This is a genomic window from Microbacterium sp. B19(2022) (assembly GCF_012030385.1).
In the GTDB taxonomy this organism is placed as follows: Bacteria; Actinomycetota; Actinomycetes; order Actinomycetales; family Microbacteriaceae; genus Microbacterium; species Microbacterium oxydans_B.
Genome location: NZ_JAAUVO010000013.1, coordinates 77,541 through 94,776, shown reverse-complemented (window position 1 = coordinate 94,776; position 17,236 = coordinate 77,541). Strand labels below are relative to the sequence as shown.

The window sequence follows — 17,236 nt, the reverse complement described above, 5'->3', positions numbered from 1 at the left end:
GAACCGTTACGAATGGAGAACACATGAACCCGCCGTTCGACGCGGCCGCGGGTGCCGCGACCCTTGCCGCCCTCCAAGATGCCGAGACCACCGCCGCCTGGCGAGCGACGGTCGACGCCACCGCTGCGGGCTTCGACGACTGGATCGTCGGCGCCGTCTTCGGAGGGACGTATCAGCGCTCCGGCCTCAGCCTCCGCGATCGGCAGCTTCTCAACCTCGGAGCCCTCGCGGCGTTGGGCGGTGTGGAGCCGCAGCTTCACGGCCAGATACTCTCGTCGATCAAGGTGGGAGTCTCTCGCGCCGAGGTTGCCGAGGCCTTCGTGCATCTCGTCGCCTACGTGGGGCTGCCCCGCACGATGGCCGCGCTGCGCACGCTCGATGCGGCCGTGGCGGAGGACACGGCACCGTGACGGCGGGCGTCGTCCGAGCGATCGCGGGCGACATCAGCGCCGGCGACCTGGGAGTCGTGAACTCCCACGACCATCTGTTCCTCTCGACGCCCGTTTTCGCCGGGCAGGAGCTCTCGGACCGAGAGTCCGCGACGCGCGAAGCAGAGCTCTTTCGCACCGCCGGAGGGCGCACCGTCGTTCAGTGGACTCCGCGGGGTCTGGCCCGCCGCCTGACCGACCTGCACGAGATATCTGTCCGGTCGCGCGTGCACGTCATCGCTGCGACAGGTCGACATCGCCGCGAGGTGTACCGGCACGACGACCCCCTGCTCGCCCTCCACGAAGACGCCCTCGCCGACCTCTTCATCTCCGACGTGCTCGACCTGCGGTGCGGACTGATCAAGATCGGGACCGGCTCCAGCGGGGTGACGCCGTTCGAACGCATCAGCCTGGATGCCGCCGCCACCGCTCATCATGCGACCGGCGCCCCCATCGCCATTCACCTCGAAAGGGGCAATGGGGCGTTCGAGGTCGTCGACGTCCTCCGCAGCCTCGACGTGCCAGCCCACGCGATCGTCCTCGGACACCTCGGGCGCAACACCGATCTCGACTACATCACGGATGCCGGCGCGACCGGCGCCTTCATCTGCATCGACGGCCCCTCGCCGGGCCACGCCGCCACCGACGAGGCGCTGCTCCCCGTCCTCGAGCGGGTGATCGACGCGGGCAAAGTCGAGGTTCTGCTCGTGGGCGGCGACACCACCACTCGCGCGGCCACGACCTGGGCCGGCGGCCGGGGAATGAGTGGGCTCCTCCGTCAGACGCGGCCCGCGATCACCCGCGCCTTCGGCGACGCCGTCACTCGCGCGATCTTCGTCTCCAACCCGGCACGCGCGTGGCAGCAGCGCAGCCACGCTGACGAGCGGGGTCAGTGAGCCCCGCTTCCGAGCTCGATGACCAACACGCCGATGGCGATCAGGACGATCCCCGCCACCATCCGCACCGTGAGGCGCTCCTTGAAGAATACCCGGGCACCGATCGCCGTGAGTGCGACGCCGCTCGCGGCCCAGATCCCATAGGCGATACCCACCGGCATCCCCTCGATCAGAGCGAGCGTCAGGAGCGAGAAGGCGACGACGTAGCTCACGGCGACCGGTGCGATCCACCGCTTCTTGCGCAACCCCTCCGACGCACGCAGCGACATGGTTGCCGTGACCTCGGTGAGGATTGCGCCCATGAGCAGCAGCCAGGTCACGCGCGGGCCTCCGCAGCATCCGCTCTCGACGCGTCCTCGGAGGGGGCATCCGGCTTCCCGTGGCCGGTCTCCACCAGCACCACCCCCGCGATCACGATCGCGATGCCGATGCCGATCGTCAGCGTGAACGGCTCAGCGAAGATCACCGAGGCGATCACGGCCGTCAGCGCGACGCCCGCCGCTGCCCAGATTCCGTACACGACGCCGACCGGTGCACCCATCCGGAGCAGCAGCGAAAGTGCGATGAACGCTCCGGCATACCCGGCGACCGCAAGGATCGCCCACCACAGATTGTCGATCGCGCCCCGCAGCGCCATGGTTGCGGTGACCTCCAGCGCGATCGCCCCGGCAAGGATGAGCCACTTCTTCATTCCGATCTCCCTTCGGTGAGCTCGATGAGCATCTGCATCAACGCGGCGCGCTGCTGCGAGTTCGGGGTGAGGACGCCGGTCGATTCCGCGACCCACATACCGTTCGCGGCGAGCCACACGAGCATCAGTGGGGTGGTGTCGGCGCCGTCCCCGAACCCGAACCACGTGCGCAGATAGTCCAACCATGGCGACGAGAGTTCTGGTCGACGAACCGCTTCGGAGAACACGACGAATTCACCTAGCGTGACCCCGCCCTCACCCGCGAAAGCGGCGAAGGCGCGCACGCGCTGTTGCAACGTGGATTCTTCCAGCGGCACACCGAGCACCTCTTGCAGCTCTCGCTGCCACCGCTCGATGACGTGTTCGATCACCGCGATCATCATCGAGTCCCTCGTCGGGAAGTGGTACATCAGACCCGCCTTCGTCAGGCCGGCCTCCTCTGCAACGGATTGGTAGGTGATGTCGGCTCCGCCGACAGCAGTGACGACGCGCAGCGCAGCGTCGAGAATCTCGGATCGTGAGTTCGCCCTCATGCCCCCAAACTTTACCGTACGTACGGTAAAGTTTGGCTGGGAGATTGCCGATCGAGGATTGCCTCGCGCCCTGTCAGTTCTTGGGCAGGGCGAGGGCGGCGATGAGCGCGTTCGTGAGCACCGCGCTCATCGTCCGGGCCACGGCCTCAGCCGCGGCTGCGGCACCCCAGTCGCCGCGCTCGATCGCCTTGGCGCGCGTGTAGACGTCGCCGCTCCACGGGATCTCTCTGTGGAACTGCGGCAGGGTTCCGCTCGCGGACAGGAGGGCGATGCTCGCGGCTGTGCGGATGTCGGGTGTCTCGCCGCCGGTCAGCACGGAGCGCACCCGCTCGATCAACACGGCACGTCGGTCGCTTCCCAGGGCGAGCTTCGTCGTCGGGAAGATTCCGAGCGATCTGCCGTGTTCCCTGGTGAGGTCGCCGCGCGCCACGAGGCGGTCGAGGACCGGTGCACGCAGGTTCGGGCCGATCGCCGCGAGCACCGTCTGCGCATCGCGCGGCTTCCGTTCGATGTACTCGAGCCCGGGCGCGAGCAGCTCGTCGGGCGCGGTCTGAGCGTCGAGCGCGTGGATGCGACTCGTGAGCGCTCCCTCGTTGCGCATCTCGATCCGCTCCTGCAGCGCCAGGTCGCCCAGAGCAGCGCCGCCGAGCACGTAGAAGAGGATGTTCTCCCCGGCGATCGAGCCCGAATCGGGCTGGAAGAGCAGAAGCAGCACGTCTTCGACGAGCAGGGGCTCACCGAGGTGCGGGTCGGGCGAATCGTTCGCGGAACGGGCGTCGGGCTGGTCCGTCATCATCTCTGTCCTTCGTCTGATGCGGCGTCATCGGGTGCAGCGTCGTCGGCTGCAGCGTCGGTGCTCGGTGCGACGTTCGACCCGAACGCCTGCTCCCGGGCGAGCGCGGATGCTCGGCCGAGCACGTCGAGCTGCGCCTCGTTGTACAGCCCACCGACAGTCTCGAGGAATGCCTGCGCCGTGACGCGCGGCCCCTTCGACAGATGCTCGGTCGGCTCGCTGAGCCACGGGTAGTCGGTGAGGTGCTGCGCGATCACGGGGGCGAACATCTCTGCCACGCGCTGACGCGTCTCGTCATCCGCCTCCACGGTGAGCGCTTCGAACTCTGCACTGCCGTCGTCGGATTCCGTCTCGACCATCGTGCGCAGATCCGCCATCGCCTCCGTGTCGTACAGCTGCTCGTAGACGAGCATGAGCGACCGCTCGGAAGTCGACAGTCTCCCCGCGACGTCCTCGAATCCGGCAGGCAGGTCGGTCGTCGATGCTCCGTCGACGATGGCGCGGATCTCGGCCCGCGCACGCTGCAACCGATCGATGCTCGCGGCGAGGTCGGCATCGATCGCGAGCAGCGCCTCTTTCGTGGTGTCCCCTGCAGAGCCGACGGACTCGATCTGGGCCAACGGGACGCCGAGGTCGCGCAGCCGCCGGATCTGCAGCAGCCGGACAAGATGCCGAGCGCGGTACTGCTTGTAGCCGTTCGACATCCGCTCCGGCTCCTCGAGCAGGCCGGAGCGGTGGTAATGACGCACCGTGTTCACGGTCGTCCCCGCAAGCTCGGCGAGTTCACTCGTACTCCAGGGCATCCGTCCATCCTTCTGTCGGCGCTCAGGGCCGGGGGCTCGGTCGTGGCGCTCAGTACCATTCAAGACCCTGTTCTCGGAACAGGGTCAAGACCCGACGTCGATCTGCCGAGGTCGCTTGACCCTGTGCTGTGAACAGGGTCTGTACTTCTCCTCGTACCCCGCGTCGGCTTCCGGCCGCGCCTGAAGAGAAAGAGACACCGCCATGGTGGACAACCCGTACGAGTGGCTGCAGAACGCCATCGACCAGCTGCCGGAGTTCCTGCAGCCGCTTCTCGTCATGCTGGCGGGCGCGATCCCCTACATCGAGGGCGAAGGCGCCGCCGGCCTCGGCATCCTCGCAGGGATCAATCCGATCGTCGCCGCCGTCGCGGGCGCGGCGGGAAACATCCTGTGCGTCATCGGAGTGGTCTTCCTCGGTGCGCGCATGAGAGAGGGCGTCGTGTCGCGGAAAGCAGCCCGCACCGAGGCGATGCGCCTCGAGCCCTCCCTCGTCGGCGGATCTGGCACGGCGACGGATTCCGGCGAAACGTCGCCGAGCGACACTGATGCGGAGAAGCCGTCACGGAAGACGAAGGGGCGGGCCAAGCTCGGTCGCTGGCTCGTGCGCTTCGGCGTTCCCGGCGCGAGCATCCTGGCTCCGCTCGCCCTGCCCACGATGCTGACGGCGGCGTTCTTCGTCGCGTCCGGGGTGAGCAAGCGATGGGTGATCCTGTGGCAGGTCGTCGCGATCGTCTTGTGGACCAGCGTCATCGCAGCCGCGGCGACAGGCGCACTCGCCCTCCTCGGATGGTGACGGATGTGCGTCGCAGTTCAACTCACCCCGCTGGTGTGAGACAGACCTCCGTCTCCGCGGGAAAAGTAGCAACCTGGGCGTGGAACGGAGAACCCATGACCAAGGCGATTGCTGTGACGGTGGAAAACTTCCCCCGGGCGGAGACGGACCGGATGTTCAAGAGTCTGGCGGAGAAGGCGGGGGGCTCGAACCGCTGGCATCATGACCGAGAGCCCGGGTCGATCGACGACCAGCGCGTGATCCGTCAGAACCGCGACACGCTCTACAGCCTGGTGATCGCCGACATCACCGATGGCGCCACCCTGACGATCCCCGATGCCGGCGACAGGTACATGTCGGTGATGATCGTGAACGAAGACCACTACATCAACCGGGTGTTCCACTCCGGCGGAACGTACGAGCTGACCACCGACGAATTCGACACCCCGTGGGTCCTCGTTGCATCCCGCATCCTGGTCGACCCGGCGGATCCCGCCGACATCGCCGCAGTCAACACTCTGCAGAACGGCTTGAAGATCGAGACGGGCTCGACGGCCGAATTCGAGATGCCCGACTACGACACCGCATCCTTCGACGAGGTCCGCGAGGCGCTCCTCACGCTGTCGCGACACCTGGAGAAGTTCGCGCATGCGTTCGGGAAACGCTCCGAGGTCGACCCCGTGCTGCACCTCATCGCGACCGCGAACGGCTGGGGTGGACTCCCCGACGAGGAAGCGAGGTATTCGACCATCGAGCCGCATCTGCCCGTCGGCGACTACGAGCTGACCGTCCACGATGTTCCCGTCGATGCGTTCTGGTCGATCTCCGTCTACAACAAGGCGGGGTTCTTCGAGAAGAACGACAAGGGCATGTACAGCGTCAACAGCGTGACCGCGGTGAAGAACGACGACGGTTCGACGACGGTCAGGTTCGGCGACGGGGATCTGCCGAACACGATTCCGATCATGGGCGAGTGGAACTACGCCGTGCGGATGTACCAGCCGAGGAAGGAGATCCTCGACGGATCCTGGACCTTCCCGTCGGTCACGCCGAGCGCTTCGGGAGAGTGACTGTTGTCGTCGCGCCGGTCTGCTCCCGATCGTGCGATTCTTCTGGCTTCTTCGGCAGGGGAAACGGCCCTGGTGTTCGCGCCCGGATCAACGCCCTCCTCGGATGGTGATCACTCCGACAGCGAGTGGCCGAGCACGGAGAACGTCGCGACCTGCGCCGCGGTCGCGCTCGCCCCTCGTCTGCTCACCAGCAGCCCCACGACCGACTCGGTGACGAGCATCAGCGCGGCGCGCGAGGTGTACAGCAGCTCATCGCGGAACGAGTCGTTGATCGGGGCGACGACCAGTGCCACGTCGGCCATCTCGGCGACCGGCGAGCGCGGGAACGACGTGATCGCGAGCACGCGGGCGCCGCTCGCCCGTGCGGCCGTCATCACGTCGATCGATGCGCGGTTCACTCCCGACCCGGACACGACCAGGCAGGCGGAGCCGGCACCGAGCTGCGACGCGGTGATCTGCTGTCCGAGGGTGTCCGCCACGTATTCGGCGGGTCGTCCGGCCGAGGTCAGGCGCATCGAGAGATCTGCACCGATAGGCGCGGAGAGACCGTTGGCCGCGACGAGCAGCCGCGTCGAGCCGTCGAGCTCGCCGACGAAGGCCGCCAGGGTCTCCTCGGTGACGGCGGAGACCGTGTGGGCGAGGCGAGACGCGAAGCGGTCGACCGCACCGCGCAGGGCCCCGAGCATCGTGGCATCGGCCGCGGCATCCTGCGACGGTGCCGAACTCGCCCGCTCACGCGCGAGCGCGACCCTCAGCTGCGGGTAACCGTCGTAGCCGAGGGTCTGGGCGGTGCGCACCACGGTCGTGCGGCCGACCTCCACGGCATCCGCGATCTCCTGCGCCGTGCGCTCGATCGAGAGGTCGACGTCGGCGGCGATCGCCTCGGCCACACGGCGCTCGCTCGGCTGCATCGACGGAGCCAACATCGCGATGCGGGCCGTCGGGGGCGTCTCAGCGGGTCCCTGCCACATCGGCGCGCTCCTTCTTCGGTTCCACGATCGCCTTGACCCGCGGGCCGCGCATGATCCGGCGGCGGATCGCACCGGAGACCGCATCCATCAGCATCGTCGCGATGACGACCACGATCAGCAGCATCCCGACCGTATCCCACTCACGGAAGTTCGTGTAGTTCGCGAGCATGCTGCCGATTCCGCCCGCGCCGACGAGTCCGAGCACCGCAGAGGTGCGGATGTTGATCTCGAAACGGTAGAGCGCGAACGACAGCAGCGTCGGGGCCGCCGCGGGCCAGAGCGCCCACCGCGTCACCTGCGCTGTGTTGCCGCCTGCGGCCTTGACGGCCTCGGATGCACCCTCCTGCACCGACTCGACCGTCTCGTAGACCCACTTGGCCTGCGTGCCGATTCCGGCGATCGCCAGCGCCAGCGCACCCGTGAACGGCGTGAGCCCGGTGACGGTGAGCAGCAGCAGGGCGATGATGACTTCGGGCACGGCGCGGATCACGGCGAACACCCCGCGCAGCGGCAGACGCACCCAGACCGGTCCGACGTTGTTCGCGGCGAGCATGCCGAGCGGGATCGACACGATCACGCATCCGATCGCGCCGATCCAGGCCATCGAGATCGACCGCCACGTCTCGAACAGCGCCTGCGGCAGCTTCTCCCAATTCGGGTCGGCGAACATGAGCGTCAGGTAGTGCGCGATCTGTCCGGGCAGCGATCCGAGGTCGTTCCACGGGATCGGCAGTCCCGCTGCCGCGGCCAGGACCACGACACCGACGATGACCGCGACGACGGTCGGGACGAGACGGGAGGGATGCCGGGGCAGCTCGAGCCCGATGCCCCGTGCGGTGGTCGAGAGCGTCATACCAATCTCCTCCGCAGGAAGTTCGAGAACACTTCGATCAGCACCACGACGACGAGGATCTCGAGCACGATCACCGCGACGTCGTCGTAGGCGTAGAACGCCCGCCGCTCGTCGAGGAGTCGGCCGATGCCGCCCGCGCCGACGATGCCGAGGATCGCCGAGATGCGCACGTTGAGCTCGAGCGTGTACAGCCACTGGTTCGCGAAGAGCGGCCAGGTCTGCGGCAGCACGACGCTGCGGTTGATCTGCGTCTGGCCGCCGCCGGTGGCGCGTCCGGCCTCGATGACCGGCAGATCAGTGGAGTCGATCGCCTCCGACACCAGCTTGACGATGATGCCGATGTCGAACAGGAGCAGGGTGAGCAGACCGGGCAGCGCGCCGACGCCGACCATCGCGACCAGTACGGTCGCGTACACGAGATCGGGGACCGACCGGATGACGTTGATGACGGTCCGCACCGCGATGCGGGTCGGACTGTTCGGGTTGGTCGGGGCGGCGGCCCACAGCGTCAGCGGCACGGAGATCACCGCGGCGACCGCCGCGCCGACCACGGCCATCTGGAGCGTCTCGAGCATGGGCCCGAACGTGCGCGGCAGGAACGAGAAGTCCGGCTGCAGGAACTGCACGAGCAGCACGGATCCGTTGTCCCAGTTGCGGATGAGCGCGCCGAAGTCCAGCTCGATGCCGCCGATCGCCGGGATGCAGGTGGCGACGGTGAATGCGGCGAACGCCAGGACGACGAGACTGGTGCGCAGTCTCGACGTGGGCTTGGGCGGCACGACGAGAGGGCGGGCTTCGGTGGTCATGCGCCGAGCACATCCCTCGGCTGGATCGGGCGCCCGTAGATCTGCTCGAAGTCGTGGTCTGCGGCATCCGCTGCCGGCCCGTCGTAGACGACCTCGCCGGCCCGCAGGCCGATCATCCGCGTCGTGTACTGACGTGCCAGATCCATCAGGTGGATGTTGACGAGCACGGTGAGGTGCTCTTCGACGTTGACGCGACGCAGGTCGTGCATGACCGCGTGCGCGGTGGGCGGGTCGAGGCTGGCGACCGGCTCGTCGGCGAGCATGACGCTGGGCTGCTGCGTCAGAGCCCGGGCGATCGCGACGCGCTGCTTCTGGCCCCCGGAGAGCTGGCCGGCGCGGTTCCAGACCTTCTCGAGCATGCCGACCGAGTCGAGTGCGCGCAGGGCGAGCTCGCGATCCTGCGCCGTGCTCAGGCCGAGCACGGTCCGCCAGGTCGCGGTGTGAGCGAACCGACCGACCAGCACATTGCGGTACACGCTGGCTCGATCGGCGAGGTTGAACCCCTGGAAGATCATTCCGATGTTCCCTCGGGTCTCACGCAGGCGTCGTCCGCGCATGCCGGTGACCGCATGCGGGCCGACGGTGACCGTGCCGCTCGTCACCGGTACGAGACCGTTGATCGTGCGGATGAGCGTGGACTTGCCCGAGCCGGAGAGACCGACCACCGAGACCATCTCGCCGGCGGCGATGTCGAGGGACACACCGCGGAGGGCGCGGGTGCCGTTGGGATAGGTGACCGAGACGTCGTCGAGACGGATCGACCACGACGCGGAGGCCGGGAGCAGGGCCCCGGCCTCCGCGCGCTGCAGATCAGTGTGCATGTTCTCAGTTCTGCGTGTCAGTTCGAGAACTCGGCGAGGATCTCGCCGTAGCGGGTGATCTCGTCCTCGGTGGTCTCGCTGGTCCAGTCGGAGAGCCCGACGAGGTCGAACATCACGGACGCCGCCTCTTCGGACGAGTCGGCGTAGCCGTCCAGCAGCTCGGTGAGCTCCGCGACGAGGTCGTCGGGAAGCGTCGAGGTCACCGCGACGCCGCCGTTGGGGATCATCTCGGTGTAGGCGAAGGCCACGACCTTCTCGGCGATGTCCGGGGCCTCTTCGGTCACGGTCGTGCGGGCGTCCCAGTACGCGAACGAGACCTCGGCGTCGCCGTTGTATACGGCGAGGACCGCGTTGTTGTTGCCTTCGACGGGCACCTGCGTGATGCCGGCATCCGTGTCGACGCCCTGTTCGCGCATCGCGACGACGGGGTACTGGTAACCCGCCGGCGACGTGGCTGCCTGCAGGGCGACCTTCGTGCCGTCGCCGATCTCGCCGAGCGCCTCGATGCCGGCGGGACCGGAGCCGGTCGCGTCGGCGGCGGCCTCTTCGATGCCGTTGCAGTACGAGAGCTCGATGCCGCTGGCCGCGTAGGTCGACATGACCGGCTCGTCCTCGCAGTACTTGTCGGGGTTGTTCGTGTACGCCACCGACGCGTACGAGGTGGCGCCGAAGCGCACGTCGCGGAGGATGAGCTCGGCGTCGTAGCGCTCGGTCGCGTTGTACAGCGATCCGGCGTCGGTGATGATGACCTGTGCCTGGTCGGTGCCGAGCGCCTCGACCGTGGCCGCGTAGTCGGAGGCGACGACGCCCTTCACCTCGATGTCGAGGTTCTCGGACAGGTAGGTGGTGAGCGGGTCGAGGGCCTGGGCGAGGTCTTCGCCCTCGACCGACGGGACCAGCGAAAGGGTGATGGAGGACGGCCATTCGGTCGTCTCGTCTGCCGTCTCGTCGGGTGCGCTGCTGCTGCAGCCGGCGAGCGCCAGAACGGCGACGGCGGCGATGCCCGTGGTGAGCAAGGACTTACGCATTCGGATCGTGCCTTTCGGTGAGGGTGGTGCTGCGGGGGGTACTGGAAGCCGCAGTCGCGGCCCAGGCTTCGATGTCGCCGTAGAGGTCGGCGATGGTCCGGCCGCGCATCGTCACGGTGGCCGGGGAGCGTTCGGCGGTGGCGCCGACGAGCGCCGTGGCTGCGCCCTGCGCGGCGGCCGGTGCGAGGTCGAACTCGAAGATGTCGCCGACCGAGAGGACCGGCCCCTCGGCCATCGCCGCCTGGAGGATGGGGACGAGCCCCGACGGCTTGCCGACCGTGAAGTGCAGGTCGTCGAACAGGTGAGTGATGCCCCACCCGTCCAGGACGGGGCGGATGCCGGCACCGGGCGCATTGGTCGCGAGGACCAGCCGGACCTGCGGGTGGACACGGTTCAGGAAGTCGGCGAGCCCGGTCGGCGGCGCGATCGCCGCGTGCTCGGAGCCCAGCAGCGCCCGCGACGACTGGTAGGCGGCCTCGAGCGCATCGGCGGTCACGCCCTGCCCGGCGGCGAGCGTGCTGATCACGTCGTAGCCGTCGCGGGCGTCGGTCTCGCCGCGTTCGAACGCGGCGAGGTCGGACATCGCGCGGTCGGCGAACGTCGGGTCGTCGGCGGATGTGGCGACGGCGCGGGCGAAGGCCTCGAGCGGCCCCGCGCCGAGCGCGATGGTGCCGTCGAAGTCGAGGACGATAGTGGGGAGCACGGTTCTCCTGGTCAGGATCGGGACGATGCGTCCATACTTACAGTCGTTTATGGACGATACGACCATCCTGTGTGAACAGTGCGTGAACTCCGATTCCGGTGCCGGCATCCGCGCCCGCTACGCTCATCGTCGTGATCGATCGATTGGATGCGGCGGCCGCCGCGCACGATGCCGCAGACCTGCTGTCGATGTTCGCCTGGCTCGGTCCGGCGATCGATGCCGATGCTCGGGACGACCGTTTCGCCCGCTGGGGCCGGTCCACCGCCGTGGACGAGAACGTCGGAGCGCCCGTGCTGTCACGGTCGACCTTCGAGGCGCTGCACGACCGCGCGGGCCTGGAGTCGGCGTGGCCGGTCGGCAACGCCGGGCTGCTGCACGTGTACGGCTATCTGCTCTCCACCACGCCCACGCCGTACGGCCTGAAGCGCGACCGGTGGCTCGGCGGCGAGCTGGCCCGCGCGTGCGGGCTGGCCACGGAGGCCTTCATCCCGTGGGCCGGCGAGCGCACGCTCCTCGACCGCGTGACCGAGGCTGCCGAGACTCTGATCGTCGGCGTGCCGGTGCGACGGCAACGGCTCGGCGACCGGGAGGCCATCGTCGCGGTCGCCGATCGGCAACCGGGCCCCTCGGCACTCGCCTACGCGCTCGACTCCCCCGCAGAGGGTCGCCGGCTCATCACGATGTTCCCCGTCGCCGACCCGACCGCGCTGCTCGCCGACCTCGACGCCTCACCACCGCGCCTCCGGTGGAACGCCGTGGCGTGACCGCCCTATCGTTCAGAGCTGATCGAGGACGAGCTCACCGCGCGAGTTCAACTGCTCCATCATGTGCGTGACCCGGTTGGCCTCGATCTTCGCCATCTTCGGCTGGTCAAACTCGAAGACCAGCGGGATGCTCGGGTGCACCCAGATCGTCAGCCGCCCCGACTGCACCTCGGGTGTCGGCAGCCAGGTCATCATGAAGCTCTCGTTGCGGCGCAGCTTCGTGCCGATCACGATCTTGAGGTGCGCCAGAGTCGTGTCGTCGATGTCGATCGCGGGTCGCGAGCTGTTGTACTCCAGAGTTCCCATGAGAAGAACTGTACGCGCGGTCTAGCCGAGCTCGTACTCCTGGCCCTCGGGTGCGTCGAGGGGCGGCCCCGACGGCGACTCGACACCGCGGGTGAGCGCCTGCAGACGACGGACCAGTTCGGGATCCTCCAGCTCAGGTCCGCTGCCGCTGATCGCCTTCGCCACGATCTGGCTGGCCGGACCGATCAGGAACTTCGCCGACACGACAGTGCCGTCCTGCTCCCGCACCGGTATCTCGACGATCTCCGCGCGCTCCTCCTCCCCCAGCGCGCGCCCGTACTCCAGCAGGGCGTCCGCGATGTCGTCACCGGTCAGGAACTCGTCGCCGCCATACAGGATCGATCGCATACTGCCGTTCTACGGCACGTCCGCCGTATCGCCGCGCCCCTTGCCCGCTCACCTGGTCGGTGCTAGCGGCGGTCAGGCGTCGAGTGCGGCGAGCTCTTCGCGAAGAAGAGCGGCGCCCGCGCTGAGCGCGCGCAGCTTGCCGCGGGCGACGTCGCGGGGCAACGGCGCCAGGCCGCAGTTCGTGCTCGGCAGGAGCTTGTCCGCATCGACGAAACGGAGCGCGTTGCGGAGGGTTTCCGCGACCTCTTCCGGCGTCTCGATGGTCTCGCTGGCGACGTCGATGGCCCCGAGCATGACCTTCTTGCCCCGGATGAGTTCGATGAGGTCGAGGGGAACGTGGGAGTGGTGGCTCTCGAGCGAGATGGTGTCGATGCTCGAGCGCTGCAGCAGCGGGAACGACGTCTCGTACTGCCGCCACTCCGCCCCGAGGGTCGCCTTCCAGTCGTTGTTCGCCTTGATCCCGTAGCCGTAGCAGATGTGCACGACGGTCTCGGCGCGCAGCCCCTCGGCCGCTCGCTCGAGCGCCGCGACGCCCCAGTCCCGCACGTCGTCGAAGAACACGTTGAACGCCGGCTCGTCGAACTGGATGATGTCGACCCCCGCCGCCTCGAGTTCTCTCGCCTCCTGGTTGAGGATCGTCGCGAACTCCCAGGCCAGCTTCTCGCGGCTCTTGTAGTGGCGGTCGTAGAGAGTGTCGATCATCGTCATCGGGCCGGGCAGTGCCCACTTGATCGGCTGATCGGTCTGCTGGCGGAGGAACTTCGCGTCCTCCACGAACACGGGCTTCTCCCGGCCCACGGCACCGACGACCGTCGGCACGCTGGCGTCGTAGCGGTCGCGAATGCGGACGGTCTCCCGCTGATCGAAGTCGACGCCGGAGAGGTGCTCGATGAAGGTCGTCACGAAGTGCTGGCGCGTCTGCTCACCGTCGCTGACGATGTCGAGGCCCGCGAGGCGCTGCTCCTGGACGGCGATGCGCAGCGCATCCTGCGTGCCCTCGACCAGCGCCTCCCCCTCCAGCTTCCAGGGAGACCAGAGGGTCTCCGGCTGCGCGAGCCAGGACGGCTTGGGCAGGCTGCCGACGATCGAGGTGGGAAGGAGCGTGTTCACGGTCGAGGACTCTCTGGTCATCATCCGACGGAGACCAGGGAGGCGACGGAGCCGGCGGCCCACTGCTCGAGCAGCTCACCGTGCGGCTTCATGAGGTGCTCCTCCGTGTACTTCCCCTGCTCGGCCGCGAGCCGGCTGCGCTCGTCGCGGTCGTAGGCGATCTTCGTCACCGAGTAGTCCTGCTGCTCCAGGCTCGGCTGATAGACCTTCGCCGCGGCCGAGTTCGCGTTGTAGATCTCCGGTCGGTAGATCTTCTGGAACGTCTCCATGGTGCTGATCGTGCCGATGAGCTGCAGGTTCGTGTAGTCGCCGAGCAGGTCGCCGCGGAAGTAGAACGCCAACGGCGCGACGCTGCCGCGCGGCATGAAGTACCGGACCGAGAGACCCATCTTCCCGAAGTACGCGTCGGTCAGCGACGGGTCCTTCTGCTCGTATTCGACGCCGAGGATCGGGTGGTGGTTCTCGGTGCGACGGTAGGCCTTGCTCGTCGAGACGCTGATGCAGATCACCGGCGACACCGCGAAGCGCTCCCGGTAGGCCTCCGAGTCGAGGAAGTGCTGGAAGAGCTTGCCGTGCAGGTCGCCGAAGTCCGCGGGAACAGTGAACCCCCCTGCGGCTGCCGTCGCCGCCGGAAGCCGCACACTGAAGTCGAAGTCGCGCACATAGGACGAGAAGTTGTTCCCCACGATCCCGTGGCTGCGCTTTCCGGTGAGGCGGTCGACGATCTGGATGTCGAGGACCTCGAGCAGCGGAAACTCCTGGTCCTCGCCCGCTGCGGCGAACTGGACCCCGACGGAGACGATCTCGAGTTCGACGGTGTAGCGGTCGCCGTTCGGGTTGTCCCAGTCCGCGAGATCGTTGAACCGACGGTCGATCATCGACAGGGCGTTGCGGAGGTTCTGCTGGCGGTGCTCACCGCGCGCCAGGTTGGCGAAGTTCGTGGTGATCCGGGAGTTGTCCGACGGCGAGTAGTCCTCGTCGAAGCGGGTCGTCGTGATGCGGAACGTGAAGTCGTGGGCCATGAGGTTGCCAATCGGTGAGCTGATCGGCCGGGCTCGGCCTCGCGAAATGGGGTATTTCCATGGTGCAGTGCGAGCACCCCTATCGAGAAATGTCCTGTGGCTATGCCGTGGCATAGTCTGAGGCTATGGCCAAGCGTTCGAGCGGCATCACCCTGCAGCAGCTCACCTATTACATCGAGGTCGCCGCGGAAGGATCCATCAGCGCCGCCGCCGACCTGCTCTACGTCGCGCAGCCCACGATGTCGGCGGCGATGAAAGACCTCGAGAGCCGAGTGGGCCGTGTACTCCTCCTCCGCTCCGCGCGCGGCGTGACGCTCACCACCGATGGCGTGGAGTTCCTCGGATACGCCCGGCAGGTGGTCGAGCAGGTCGCGCTCCTCGAACAGCGCTACCTCGACCGGCCGCCGTCTCGACGCCTGCTCGGGGTGTCGACGCAGCACTACTCCTTCGCGGTCGACGCGATGGTGCGGATGGTGAAGGCGACCTCGGCGGCCGAGTACGAGTTCTCGCTGCGGGAGACGCGCACGTGGGACATCATCGAAGACGTCCGCACCCTCCGCAGCGAGTTGGGGATCCTGTACCGCAACGACTTCAACCGCAACGTCATCGACAAGCTGCTCCGCGACTCCGGGCTCGCGTTCCACCCGCTCTTCGTCGCCGAGCCGCACATCTTCATCTCCCGCAAGAATCCCCTCGCCTCGCGGGATCGCGTGACCCTCGACGACCTCGCCGAGGTGCCACGGCTCACCTTCGATCAGGGCGCGAACAACTCCTTCTACTTCGCTGAGGAGATCCTCTCCACCCTCTCGAGCCCGCAGGAGATCCGGGTCTCCGACCGCGCGACGATCTTCAACCTCATGATCGGGCTCGACGGGTACACCATCTCGACGGGCATCATCAGCGACGACCTCGACCCCGAGATCGTCGCCATCCCTCTCGACGTCGACGAGCGCATCGAGATCGGCTGGATCGGCCACTCCGCGATCCCGCTCACCGAGCAGGCGCAGCGCTACCTCGCCGAGCTGCGGACGGTCGTGTCGAGTTTCGGGGTGGAACTGCTCGGGTGAGCCTGTCCCTCGCTATGCGGGTTTCGGCGCACCGCGCTAGGTTGAGCAGTCGAACCACTCCCTGACCGGAAGGCAACAGCACATGCGCGTAACCCCTCGCGTCTGGATCGGCTTGGCGATCTACGTCGGTTACGTCGTCGTCATCTTCATCGTGTCGAAGCTGAGCGGGGTGGCATACACCGACATCGGAAAGTCTGCCGAGTTCACCTGGCGCGGCGCGGTGCTCGATCTTGCTGTCGGCGCTGTCCTTCTCGCGATCACCACCTGGGCTTTGGGGTGGTGGAAGCCAGCGCTGTTCGAGCGGAAGCGGTCACACCACAAGTGGCCGATCTTCGTTCCGGCGTTGATGTTCGTCGTCGCTGTGGTGAACCTGTTCAGCACCGACTGGTCCAAATTCGACGCGTCATTCCTCCTGTCCCTGCTCGCCCTCGGAGTCGCCGTCGGATTCTGCGAAGAACTGATGTCGCGAGGTCTCCTGCTGACGGCGTTCCGCTCACGCTTTTCGGAGGTCTGGGTCTGGCTGCTCACGTCGATCCTCTTCGGCGCGATGCACCTGCTCAACGCCGCACTCGGAGCCCCGCTCCTGGGCACACTCGGGCAAGTGGTGATCGCCGCCATGTCCGGCACCTGCTTCTACATCGTGCGACGGGTCACCGGCTCTCTCATCTGGGCCATGGCGCTGCACGGACTGTGGGACGTGTCCGTCTTCGCCGTCGGCTTCGCACCCCTCAACGGCGCCGGGGCGAGCATCCTGGCGCCCGTCATCGGCATCCTCGCTGTCGTGGTCGTCCACTGGGTGATCAAGGGAACAGACGAGAGGCCGGTCGAGGCCGAGACCACCGCGCCGGCACCCGCACAGGCCTAGCCCGCCAGCTCGAGCGTCAGAGGTACTGCTCCATCCGCGCGGTGAGGTTCGCACGATGTTCTTCGAGCCGTCGGCTGGTCTCGAGCGTGCTGATCCCCTCGCCTGCCGGAGTGAGGAGATCGAGATCGTCGCGCGCGAAAAGCACGTCGTAGAAGGGCGCGAGCTCCTCGTCGGAGTACTTGTGCAGCCCCGCGAGCGTCTGCAGCGGCGTGCCCCAGCGGGCAGCGTTGGCATTCACGTCTGCCCCGCCCTCCAGTAGTCGCTCGACGAGCGGCACCTCGCCGGCGAAATCATGGGAGGTCTGGGAGAAGAGGATGTGCAGCGTCGAATACCCTTCCGGCGCGACGACTGCTCCCGCATCCGCCCCGTCGTCGAGCAGTCGATTCGAGATCGCGAGGCGGGCGTCGAGGTGTCGGTTTCCGAGTGCACGATGCAGCAGGGTCAGCCCGGTGGAGCCGACAGCGTGAGCGTCTCCGTCGTAGAGGGCGACGAAGTCCTCGTAGGAACCTGACTTCGCTGATCCGTATGCGCTCGGCATCATCCATCTCCTATCTGGCCGTGTTCTATCTGACCGTGTTTCCACCAT

Annotated in this window: 23 protein-coding genes; 7 read left to right on the top strand and 16 right to left on the bottom strand. The window is 67.5% G+C overall.

What is annotated here, in order from left to right:
- Positions 1–23: 23 nt before the first annotated feature.
- A complete protein-coding gene (locus tag HCX50_RS13160) occupies positions 24–410 on the top strand; it encodes a carboxymuconolactone decarboxylase family protein (RefSeq protein ID WP_091029810.1) in 387 nt (128 codons plus the stop codon).
- Positions 407–1,324, top strand: coding sequence for a phosphotriesterase (locus HCX50_RS13155; RefSeq protein WP_167634696.1), 918 nt, complete (start codon positions 407–409; stop codon positions 1,322–1,324). The genes HCX50_RS13160 and HCX50_RS13155 overlap by 4 nt, the downstream gene beginning before the upstream one ends.
- On the opposite strand, the gene HCX50_RS13150 is transcribed toward HCX50_RS13155, so the two are convergent.
- The 5 genes from HCX50_RS13150 to HCX50_RS13130 all read right to left on the bottom strand — a co-directional run bounded on the left by HCX50_RS13150 (position 1,318) and on the right by HCX50_RS13130 (position 4,144).
- Positions 1,318–1,644, bottom strand: coding sequence for a DMT family transporter (locus tag HCX50_RS13150; protein ID WP_208617615.1), 327 nt, complete (start codon positions 1,642–1,644; stop codon positions 1,318–1,320). The genes HCX50_RS13155 and HCX50_RS13150 overlap by 7 nt on opposite strands.
- A complete protein-coding gene (locus HCX50_RS13145; RefSeq protein ID WP_167634695.1) occupies positions 1,641–2,015 on the bottom strand; it encodes a DMT family transporter in 375 nt (124 codons plus the stop codon). Before HCX50_RS13145 ends, HCX50_RS13150 begins: the two co-directional genes overlap by 4 nt.
- Positions 2,012–2,548 carry a TetR/AcrR family transcriptional regulator gene (locus HCX50_RS13140; RefSeq protein ID WP_091029821.1) on the bottom strand — a complete coding sequence of 179 codons (537 nt, stop codon included), beginning with the start codon at positions 2,546–2,548 and terminating at the stop codon, positions 2,012–2,014. Before HCX50_RS13140 ends, HCX50_RS13145 begins: the two co-directional genes overlap by 4 nt.
- Before the next feature lie 73 nt (positions 2,549–2,621).
- On the bottom strand, positions 2,622–3,341 hold the full coding sequence (locus tag HCX50_RS13135; protein WP_167634694.1) for a GOLPH3/VPS74 family protein: 720 nt from the start codon (positions 3,339–3,341) through the stop codon (positions 2,622–2,624).
- Positions 3,341–4,144, bottom strand: a complete 804-nt coding sequence (locus HCX50_RS13130; RefSeq protein WP_167634693.1) for a helix-turn-helix domain-containing protein — start codon at positions 4,142–4,144, stop codon at positions 3,341–3,343. The genes HCX50_RS13135 and HCX50_RS13130 overlap by 1 nt, the downstream gene beginning before the upstream one ends.
- 202 nt (positions 4,145–4,346) lie before the next feature.
- Between HCX50_RS13130 and HCX50_RS13125 the strand changes: the two genes are divergently transcribed.
- Entirely contained in the window at positions 4,347–4,937 is a 591-nt protein-coding gene (locus tag HCX50_RS13125) for a small multidrug efflux protein (protein ID WP_167634692.1), read from the top strand.
- A gap of 95 nt (positions 4,938–5,032) precedes the next feature.
- On the top strand, positions 5,033–5,986 hold the full coding sequence (locus tag HCX50_RS13120; protein WP_237682493.1) for a DUF1214 domain-containing protein: 954 nt from the start codon (positions 5,033–5,035) through the stop codon (positions 5,984–5,986).
- A gap of 110 nt (positions 5,987–6,096) precedes the next feature.
- Here HCX50_RS13120 and HCX50_RS13115 read toward each other — a convergent pair whose 3' ends face one another.
- The 6 genes from HCX50_RS13115 to HCX50_RS13090 are packed head-to-tail and all read right to left on the bottom strand — an operon-like array spanning position 6,097 to position 11,168.
- A complete protein-coding gene (locus HCX50_RS13115; RefSeq protein ID WP_167634691.1) occupies positions 6,097–6,957 on the bottom strand; it encodes a MurR/RpiR family transcriptional regulator in 861 nt (286 codons plus the stop codon).
- Positions 6,938–7,810, bottom strand: coding sequence for a phosphonate ABC transporter, permease protein PhnE (gene phnE / locus HCX50_RS13110; RefSeq protein ID WP_091029838.1), 873 nt, complete (start codon positions 7,808–7,810; stop codon positions 6,938–6,940). The genes HCX50_RS13115 and phnE (HCX50_RS13110) overlap by 20 nt, the downstream gene beginning before the upstream one ends.
- Positions 7,807–8,616: a phosphonate ABC transporter, permease protein PhnE gene (gene phnE / locus HCX50_RS13105; protein ID WP_091029840.1), complete on the bottom strand. Its 810-nt coding sequence runs from the start codon at positions 8,614–8,616 to the stop codon at positions 7,807–7,809. Before phnE (HCX50_RS13105) ends, phnE (HCX50_RS13110) begins: the two co-directional genes overlap by 4 nt.
- Positions 8,613–9,437 carry a phosphonate ABC transporter ATP-binding protein gene (gene phnC / locus HCX50_RS13100; RefSeq protein WP_167634690.1) on the bottom strand — a complete coding sequence of 275 codons (825 nt, stop codon included), beginning with the start codon at positions 9,435–9,437 and terminating at the stop codon, positions 8,613–8,615. Before phnC ends, phnE (HCX50_RS13105) begins: the two co-directional genes overlap by 4 nt.
- 17 nt (positions 9,438–9,454) lie before the next feature.
- Positions 9,455–10,465 (bottom strand): phosphate/phosphite/phosphonate ABC transporter substrate-binding protein, encoded by a 1,011-nt coding sequence (gene phnD / locus HCX50_RS13095; RefSeq protein WP_167634689.1) that lies wholly within the window; start codon positions 10,463–10,465, stop codon positions 9,455–9,457.
- A complete protein-coding gene (locus HCX50_RS13090; protein WP_167634688.1) occupies positions 10,458–11,168 on the bottom strand; it encodes an HAD family hydrolase in 711 nt (236 codons plus the stop codon). The genes phnD and HCX50_RS13090 overlap by 8 nt, the downstream gene beginning before the upstream one ends.
- Before the next feature lie 131 nt (positions 11,169–11,299).
- On the opposite strand from HCX50_RS13090, the gene HCX50_RS13085 reads away from it, so the two are divergent.
- Positions 11,300–11,932: an amino acid deaminase gene (locus HCX50_RS13085; protein ID WP_337749649.1), complete on the top strand. Its 633-nt coding sequence runs from the start codon at positions 11,300–11,302 to the stop codon at positions 11,930–11,932.
- A 12-nt stretch (positions 11,933–11,944) separates the two neighbouring features.
- Here HCX50_RS13085 and HCX50_RS13080 read toward each other — a convergent pair whose 3' ends face one another.
- From HCX50_RS13080 to HCX50_RS13065, 4 genes are all read right to left on the bottom strand, one after another.
- On the bottom strand, positions 11,945–12,238 hold the full coding sequence (locus tag HCX50_RS13080; protein ID WP_091029853.1) for a DUF7882 family protein: 294 nt from the start codon (positions 12,236–12,238) through the stop codon (positions 11,945–11,947).
- Between the two features lie 21 nt (positions 12,239–12,259).
- The gene (locus tag HCX50_RS13075; RefSeq protein ID WP_091029856.1) at positions 12,260–12,586 is read right to left on the bottom strand and encodes a hypothetical protein; all 327 of its coding nucleotides are present in this window, start codon (positions 12,584–12,586) and stop codon (positions 12,260–12,262) included.
- Positions 12,587–12,658: 72 nt separating this feature from the next.
- A complete protein-coding gene (locus HCX50_RS13070; protein WP_167634724.1) occupies positions 12,659–13,696 on the bottom strand; it encodes a methionine synthase in 1,038 nt (345 codons plus the stop codon).
- A gap of 20 nt (positions 13,697–13,716) precedes the next feature.
- Complete coding sequence (locus tag HCX50_RS13065) at positions 13,717–14,718, bottom strand: DUF1852 domain-containing protein (protein WP_167634687.1); 1,002 nt, start codon at positions 14,716–14,718, stop codon at positions 13,717–13,719.
- Between the two features lie 125 nt (positions 14,719–14,843).
- On the opposite strand from HCX50_RS13065, the gene HCX50_RS13060 reads away from it, so the two are divergent.
- Positions 14,844–15,785, top strand: a complete 942-nt coding sequence (locus tag HCX50_RS13060) for a LysR family transcriptional regulator (RefSeq protein ID WP_167634686.1) — start codon at positions 14,844–14,846, stop codon at positions 15,783–15,785.
- 82 nt (positions 15,786–15,867) lie between these two features.
- A complete protein-coding gene (locus HCX50_RS13055) occupies positions 15,868–16,650 on the top strand; it encodes a CPBP family intramembrane glutamic endopeptidase (protein WP_205829104.1) in 783 nt (260 codons plus the stop codon).
- Positions 16,651–16,666: 16 nt separating this feature from the next.
- Here the strand turns inward: HCX50_RS13055 and HCX50_RS13050 are convergent, their stop codons facing one another.
- On the bottom strand, positions 16,667–17,191 hold the full coding sequence (locus tag HCX50_RS13050) for a hypothetical protein (protein ID WP_167634685.1): 525 nt from the start codon (positions 17,189–17,191) through the stop codon (positions 16,667–16,669).
- Positions 17,192–17,236: the final 45 nt, after the last annotated feature.

What these genes read in the sequence shown, in the direction of transcription:
- HCX50_RS13160 (WP_091029810.1), top strand. Translation starts at nt 24, where the DNA reads ATGAACCCGCCGTTCGACGCGGCCGCGGGTGCCGCGACCCTTGCCGCC.
- HCX50_RS13145 (WP_167634695.1), bottom strand. Translation starts at nt 2,015, where the DNA reads ATGAAGAAGTGGCTCATCCTTGCCGGGGCGATCGCGCTGGAGGTCACC.
- HCX50_RS13140 (WP_091029821.1), bottom strand. Translation starts at nt 2,548, where the DNA reads ATGAGGGCGAACTCACGATCCGAGATTCTCGACGCTGCGCTGCGCGTC.
- HCX50_RS13135 (WP_167634694.1), bottom strand. Translation starts at nt 3,341, where the DNA reads ATGACGGACCAGCCCGACGCCCGTTCCGCGAACGATTCGCCCGACCCG.
- HCX50_RS13130 (WP_167634693.1), bottom strand. Translation starts at nt 4,144, where the DNA reads ATGCCCTGGAGTACGAGTGAACTCGCCGAGCTTGCGGGGACGACCGTG.
- HCX50_RS13125 (WP_167634692.1), top strand. Translation starts at nt 4,347, where the DNA reads ATGGTGGACAACCCGTACGAGTGGCTGCAGAACGCCATCGACCAGCTG.
- HCX50_RS13120 (WP_237682493.1), top strand. Translation starts at nt 5,033, where the DNA reads ATGACCAAGGCGATTGCTGTGACGGTGGAAAACTTCCCCCGGGCGGAG.
- HCX50_RS13115 (WP_167634691.1), bottom strand. Translation starts at nt 6,957, where the DNA reads ATGTGGCAGGGACCCGCTGAGACGCCCCCGACGGCCCGCATCGCGATG.
- phnE (WP_091029838.1), bottom strand. Translation starts at nt 7,810, where the DNA reads ATGACGCTCTCGACCACCGCACGGGGCATCGGGCTCGAGCTGCCCCGG.
- phnE (WP_091029840.1), bottom strand. Translation starts at nt 8,616, where the DNA reads ATGACCACCGAAGCCCGCCCTCTCGTCGTGCCGCCCAAGCCCACGTCG.
- phnC (WP_167634690.1), bottom strand. Translation starts at nt 9,437, where the DNA reads ATGCACACTGATCTGCAGCGCGCGGAGGCCGGGGCCCTGCTCCCGGCC.
- phnD (WP_167634689.1), bottom strand. Translation starts at nt 10,465, where the DNA reads ATGCGTAAGTCCTTGCTCACCACGGGCATCGCCGCCGTCGCCGTTCTG.
- HCX50_RS13080 (WP_091029853.1), bottom strand. Translation starts at nt 12,238, where the DNA reads ATGGGAACTCTGGAGTACAACAGCTCGCGACCCGCGATCGACATCGAC.
- HCX50_RS13075 (WP_091029856.1), bottom strand. Translation starts at nt 12,586, where the DNA reads ATGCGATCGATCCTGTATGGCGGCGACGAGTTCCTGACCGGTGACGAC.
- HCX50_RS13065 (WP_167634687.1), bottom strand. Translation starts at nt 14,718, where the DNA reads ATGGCCCACGACTTCACGTTCCGCATCACGACGACCCGCTTCGACGAG.
- HCX50_RS13060 (WP_167634686.1), top strand. Translation starts at nt 14,844, where the DNA reads ATGGCCAAGCGTTCGAGCGGCATCACCCTGCAGCAGCTCACCTATTAC.
- HCX50_RS13055 (WP_205829104.1), top strand. Translation starts at nt 15,868, where the DNA reads ATGCGCGTAACCCCTCGCGTCTGGATCGGCTTGGCGATCTACGTCGGT.
- HCX50_RS13050 (WP_167634685.1), bottom strand. Translation starts at nt 17,191, where the DNA reads ATGATGCCGAGCGCATACGGATCAGCGAAGTCAGGTTCCTACGAGGAC.